At 65.2% G+C, this 5,798-nt stretch carries 7 protein-coding genes; 5 read left to right on the top strand and 2 right to left on the bottom strand.

Annotated elements, in window-relative coordinates; all coding sequences use genetic code 11:
• Positions 1-6: 6 nt before the first annotated feature.
• Positions 7-1,314: an ATP-dependent protease ATPase subunit HslU gene (gene hslU / locus PKA57_RS12755; RefSeq protein ID WP_324301134.1), complete on the bottom strand. Its 1,308-nt coding sequence runs from the start codon at positions 1,312-1,314 to the stop codon at positions 7-9.
• 26 nt (positions 1,315-1,340) lie between these two features.
• Entirely contained in the window at positions 1,341-1,898 is a 558-nt protein-coding gene (hslV, locus tag PKA57_RS12750; protein ID WP_324301132.1) for an ATP-dependent protease subunit HslV, read from the bottom strand.
• 459 nt (positions 1,899-2,357) lie between these two features.
• Here hslV and hisB point away from each other — a divergent pair, with 459 nt between their 5' ends.
• From hisB to hisF, 5 genes are all read left to right on the top strand, one after another.
• The gene (hisB, locus tag PKA57_RS12745; protein ID WP_324301130.1) at positions 2,358-2,969 is read left to right on the top strand and encodes an imidazoleglycerol-phosphate dehydratase HisB; all 612 of its coding nucleotides are present in this window, start codon (positions 2,358-2,360) and stop codon (positions 2,967-2,969) included.
• 159 nt (positions 2,970-3,128) lie between these two features.
• Entirely contained in the window at positions 3,129-3,626 is a 498-nt protein-coding gene (locus PKA57_RS12740) for a DUF2628 domain-containing protein (protein ID WP_324301128.1), read from the top strand.
• A 1-nt stretch (position 3,627) separates the two neighbouring features.
• Complete coding sequence (gene hisH / locus PKA57_RS12735) at positions 3,628-4,278, top strand: imidazole glycerol phosphate synthase subunit HisH (protein ID WP_324301126.1); 651 nt, start codon at positions 3,628-3,630, stop codon at positions 4,276-4,278.
• On the top strand, positions 4,278-5,009 hold the full coding sequence (hisA, locus tag PKA57_RS12730; RefSeq protein ID WP_324301124.1) for a 1-(5-phosphoribosyl)-5-[(5-phosphoribosylamino)methylideneamino]imidazole-4-carboxamide isomerase: 732 nt from the start codon (positions 4,278-4,280) through the stop codon (positions 5,007-5,009). The genes hisH and hisA overlap by 1 nt, the downstream gene beginning before the upstream one ends.
• On the top strand, positions 5,006-5,767 hold the full coding sequence (gene hisF, locus PKA57_RS12725) for an imidazole glycerol phosphate synthase subunit HisF (RefSeq protein ID WP_324301122.1): 762 nt from the start codon (positions 5,006-5,008) through the stop codon (positions 5,765-5,767). The genes hisA and hisF overlap by 4 nt, the downstream gene beginning before the upstream one ends.
• The last annotated feature ends 31 nt before the right edge of the window (positions 5,768-5,798 follow it).

The following is a 5,798-nucleotide window of genomic DNA, read 5'->3' as shown; positions in this document are numbered from 1 at the left end:
GACCCGTCAGAGAATGAACTTCGACAGGTCCGTGTTCTTCGCGAGATCGCCGATATGCTCATGCACATAGGCCGCGTCGATCGTCACTGTCTGGCCGCTACGGTCGGCGGCGGTGAATGAGATCTCGTCCAGCACCCGCTCCAGAACCGTGTGAAGCCGCCGCGCGCCGATATTCTCGACCGTCGAATTGACGTCGGCGGCGATGGTGGCGATGGCCTCGATCCCGTCCACGGTGAAGTCGAGCGTGAGCCCCTCCGTCTCGAGCAGCGCCACATATTGCTTGATGAGGCTTGCTTCGGGTTCCGTCAGGATGCGCTTGAAGTCGTCCCGCGTCAGCGCGTCGAGTTCGACGCGGATCGGCAGGCGGCCCTGAAGCTCGGGCAGGAGGTCCGAGGGCTTGGCGATGTGGAAGGCGCCGGACGCGATGAAGAGGATGTGATCGGTCTTCACCGAGCCATGCTTGGTCGAAACCGTCGTGCCCTCGATGAGCGGCAGCAGGTCGCGCTGCACGCCCTCGCGGCTCACATCGGCCCCTTGCCGCTCCGAGCGGGCGCAGATCTTGTCCACCTCGTCGAGGAAGACGATGCCGTTCTGCTCGACAGTGCGGATCGCTTCCTGTGTGAGCTGTTCCTGATCGAGGAGCTTGTCGGATTCCTCCGCTATGAGCACGTCATAGGAAGCCCTGACGGTCATCCGGCGCGGCCGGGTGCGCTGCCCGAAGGCCTTGCCGAAAATGTCGCCGAGATTGATCATCCCGACCTGGCTTCCGGGCATGCCGGGAATGTCGAGTGTCGGCATGCCGCCGCCGAGATCGGCCACCTCGATCTCGATCTCCTTTTCGTCGAGTTCGCCCGTCCGCAGCTTGCGGCGGAAACTCTCGCGCGTCGTCTCGCTCGCCCCCTTGCCGACCAGCGCCTCGAGGACGCGGTTCTCGGCGGCGAGATGGGCATTCGCTTGCACGTCCTTGCGCTTCTTTTCGCGCAGCATGGTGATGCCGATTTCGAGGAGGTCGCGGATGATCTGCTCGACATCGCGCCCGACATAGCCGACTTCGGTGAATTTCGTCGCCTCGACCTTGATGAAGGGCGCCTCGGCCAGTTTGGCGAGACGGCGCGAGATCTCCGTCTTGCCGACGCCGGTCGGCCCGATCATCAGAATGTTCTTCGGCAGAACCTCGTCCCTGAGCTGCTCGGGCAGTTGCTGGCGCCGCCAGCGATTGCGCAGGGCGATGGCGACGGCCCGCTTCGCATCCCGCTGGCCGACGATGTAGCGGTCGAGTTCGGACACGATTTCGCGCGGCGAGAAACTACTCATGGAAAACCAGGCACTCCGGATGATGGTCAGGCGTCGAGAACTTCGACGGTGAGGTTGTTGTTGGTGTAGACGCAGATTTCGGACGCGATCTTCAGCGCCTTGCGCGCGATTTCCTCCGCCGAAAGGTCGCTGTCGGCGAGCGCGCGGGCGGCCGCGAGCGCGTAATTGCCGCCGGACCCGATGCCGACAATGCCGCCCTCGGGCTCCAGCACGTCGCCATTGCCGGTGAGAACGAGGCTTGCCCTCGCATCCGCGACGATCATCAGCGCCTCGAGCCGCCTGAGAAAGCGGTCCGTGCGCCAGTCCTTGGCGAGTTCGACGCAGGCCCGGGTCAACTGCCCCGGATATTGTTCGAGCTTGCCTTCGAGCCGCTCGAAAAGCGTCATCGCATCGGCGGTGGCGCCGGCGAAACCCGCGATCACATTGCCGCTTCCCAGCGGCCGGACCTTGCGGGCATTGCCCTTCATGATCGTGTCGCCCATCGAGACCTGGCCGTCGCCGGCAATGACGACCTTGCCGCCCTTGCGCACGGTCAGGATCGTGGTGCCGTGCCAGGGGGCATAGGGCGAGCGTGTATCGGACATCGAACGGTTTCCCGGATTGGAAGATGGGACCCCTCGCCTTCCGCGGCGCCGGCCGCGGGCCGGAGCGGCCCCTGGATCATTGGGCTCCAGATGTGGAGATTTCAGCCCTGAAGGTCAAGCGATGGCGGCAAGCCCCGCTCCGCCCCCTTGCCGGAAGGCAGAAGGGCGGCCCCGCCACATCTGGTGCCGGAGCTTCCGTTTTACACAATGAGGATTTGGCCGCGCGCCCGCATAACAAGGGCTTGCACCAGTTGTTTCACCCATTGCCTTTTCTGCTTCAATCTTTACTTCGCAATTAGTGAACGGGTTTGGTAAACGTCTCTCAAGCCATTGCGTGGTAAGCGTGATCCCCGGTCCCGGGCCCGTCATGCTGGCTTGTCGGGCCCGTGGCTGGTAAAAGGCGGGCGTCATGGCCATATGGCGAATTTCCGGCCCTGTGGCGAATTTCGGGTGAGACCCATGATTGATGAGAGCGAAGGCCGCGTGGCCACCATCGAGCGCAAGACGAAGGAGACGGACATATTCGTGTCCCTCGATCTCGACGGCTCTGGTGAATATGACGTCGATACCGGCATCGGTTTCCTCGACCACATGCTGGAGCAGCTGTCGCGCCATTCGCTGATCGACCTCAAGGTCCGCGCCGTCGGCGATCTGCACATCGACTTCCATCACACGACCGAGGACACCGGCATCGTCATTGGCGAGGCCGTGCGTCAGGCGCTTGGCGACTTCAAGGGTATCCGCCGCTACGCCTCGGTCATGATCCCGATGGACGAGACCTGCACCCGCGTCACGCTCGACGTGTCGCAGCGGCCCTATCTCATCTGGAAGGTCGATTTCTCGCGGCCGAAGCTTGGCGACATGGATACCGAACTCTTCAAGGAGTGGTTCCAGGCCTTCGCGCAGAATGCGGGCATAACTCTCCATATCGAAAATCTTTATGGCGAGAACAACCATCACATCGTCGAGTCCTGCTTCAAGGGTCTGGCGCGCGCGCTGCGCGAGGCGATCGAGATCGATCCCCGCATGGCGGACCGCATCCCCTCGACCAAGGGCAAGCTCGGCATCTGAAGGGGCCGCTTGCCGGATCCGGGGGCTGTTCTTGCGGGCGGGCTATGCGCCCCGGGCCCGTGCCGCACCACCCCTCGTTCTTCTGGTTTTCAATGACCGGAAAACCGCCTAGATAGGTGCGGAAATTCCGCACCACCTGCCGGACAAGGCTCTGAACCCATGCGCATCTACACCGTGCACGAATTGAGCGGCGCGCCCGTCGATGGCGACGGGATCGTGCTCGTGCATGAGGGGTTTTCCTGGCCGGCGCTTTTCGCGCCGCTGATCTGGCTCGTCTATCAGCGCCTCTGGCTCGCGCTGCTTCTCTATGCGGTGGCGACTTCCGTCCTGATGTCGGCGGCGGGCGCCATTTTCAACGACACGGCGATCGTCATCATCGCCTTCGCGGTGCAGTTCGGCTTCGCTGTCTTCGCCAATGATGTTCGCCGCTGGACCCTCGCCCTCAGGGGTTATGACGAGGCCGGCGTGGTGACGGGCCGCAATCTCGTCGAGGCCGAGCGCGAGTTCTTCCGCCATTGGCAGGGCCCGTCCCGGCCTGCGCCGCGCAGCATGGCGGTCGCACGGACCGCCGCGCCCGGAGGCGGCGCCGTCTGGCCGCGCCGCCCGCTTGCCGCCGATCACGGCCCCATCGGCCTCTTTCCGAACGCCGGAGCCTGACATGCTCGTCGCCATCATCGACTACGGATCGGGTAATCTGCGCTCCGCCGCCAAGGCGCTCGAACGCGCCGCCCGCGAGAACGACATCAATGCCCGCATCGTCGTCACTGGCGATCCGCGCGATGTGCGCGCCGCCGATCGCATCGTGCTGCCGGGCGTCGGCGCCTTCGGCGATTGCCGCGACGGGCTCGCCGCCGTCGGCGGCATGTTCGATGCGCTCGACATGGCGGTGCGCCGCTCCGCGCGGCCCTTCCTCGGCATTTGCGTCGGCATGCAGCTCATGGCGACGCGCGGCCTCGAACATGGCGTGCATAACGGGCTCGGCTGGATCGCGGGCGATGTCGCGCTGATGAAGCCGCTCGATCCCGCGCTCAAGATTCCGCATATGGGCTGGAACACGCTGAGCGTGCTCAGGCCCCATCCGCTTCTCGAAGGCATCCCGACCGGCGAGGCCGGGCTCCATGCCTATTTCGTCCACTCCTATGCCTTCATGCCGGCAAGCGAGGAGGACGTCGTCGCGCGCACCGATTATGGCGGTGCCGTCACCGCGATGATCGCGCGCGACAACATGGCCGGCACCCAGTTCCACCCCGAGAAGAGCCAGGCGCTCGGTCTTGCCCTTCTCGGCAATTTTTTGAAGTGGCGTGTCTGATGATCCTGTTTCCCGCTATCGACCTCAAGGACGGGCAATGCGTGCGTCTCGTGCGCGGCCTCATGGAAGAAGCGACCGTCTTCAATGACGATCCGGCGGCGCAGGCGCGCGCCTTCGAGGCGGCGGGCTTTGAATATCTCCATCTCGTCGATCTGAACGGCGCCTTCGCCGGCCATCCGGTCAATGCCGGCGCGGTCGAGGCGATCCTGAAGGCGATCTCGATCCCCGCGCAGCTCGGCGGCGGCATTCGCGATCTCGCCACCATCGAGATGTGGCTCGAAAAGGGCGTCCGCCGCGTCATCATCGGCACGGCGGCGGTGAAGAACCCCGCCCTCGTCATCGAGGCGTGCCGCAAGTTTCCCGGCCGCGTCGCCGTCGGCCTCGACGCCAAGGGCGGCCGCGTGGCCACCGAAGGCTGGGCCGAAGTCTCCGATCTCGGCGTGCTCGAAATGGCCCGCCGTTTCGAGGATGCGGGCGTCGCCGCGATCATCTACACCGACATCGACCGCGACGGCGTGCTCGAGGGCCTGAACATCGAGGCGACGGTGGCGCTCGCCGATGCGATCTCCATCCCGGTGATCGCGAGCGGCGGCCTTTCCTCGATCGAGGACATACGCCGTCTCATCGCCGCGCGCTGCAAGGGGCTCGAGGGCGCGATCTCGGGCCGCGCGCTTTATGACGGCCGCCTCGATCCGAAAGAGGCGCTCGCGCTTCTCAAGGAGGCGGCATGACGCTGAAGGCCCGCCTCATCCCCTGCCTCGATGTGAAGGACGGCCGCGTCGTCAAGGGCGTGAACTTCGTCAATCTGCGCGACGCCGGCGATCCGGTGGAAGCCGCGCGCGCCTATGACGCGGCGGGCGCGGACGAGCTTTGCTTCCTCGACATCACCGCGAGTCATGAAGAGCGCGCGATCATCTTCGATGTCGTCCAGCGCACGGCCGAATTCTGCTTCATGCCGCTCACCGTCGGCGGCGGCGTGCGCACCGTCGAGGATGTGCGAAAGCTGCTGCTCGCCGGTGCCGACAAGGTTTCGATCAACACCGCCGCCGTCACCAATCCCGACTTCGTTCGCGCCGCCGCCGAGAAGTTTGGCAACCAGTGCATCGTCGTCGCCATCGACGCCAAGGAAGTCGAGCCCGGCCGGTGGGAGATCTTCACCCATGGCGGGCGCAACCGCACGGGGCTCGACGCCGTCGAATATGCCTGCCGGGTGGCGGAGCTTGGCGCGGGCGAAATCCTCCTCACCTCGATGGATCGCGACGGCTCGAAATCGGGCTTCGACATTGCGCTCACACGCGCCGTGGCCGATGCGGTCAACATTCCGGTGATCGCGAGCGGCGGCGTCGGCACGCTCGACCATCTGGTCGCCGGCATCCGCGACGGCCATGCCAGCGCCGTGCTTGCCGCCTCGATCTTCCATTTCGGCGAATACACGATCGGCGAGGCCAAGCGCTACATGGCGCAATCGGGAATTCCGATGCGTCTCTGACCGGGATTTCCGGCGGCGGCCCGGCGCTTCC

Origin of the sequence: Parvibaculum sp. (genome assembly GCF_035325945.1) — a bacterium.
In the GTDB taxonomy this organism is placed as follows: domain Bacteria; phylum Pseudomonadota; class Alphaproteobacteria; order Parvibaculales; family Parvibaculaceae; genus Parvibaculum.
Note: the sequence above shows the minus strand (reverse complement) of the source record. Positions and strands in the feature narration are given on the sequence as shown.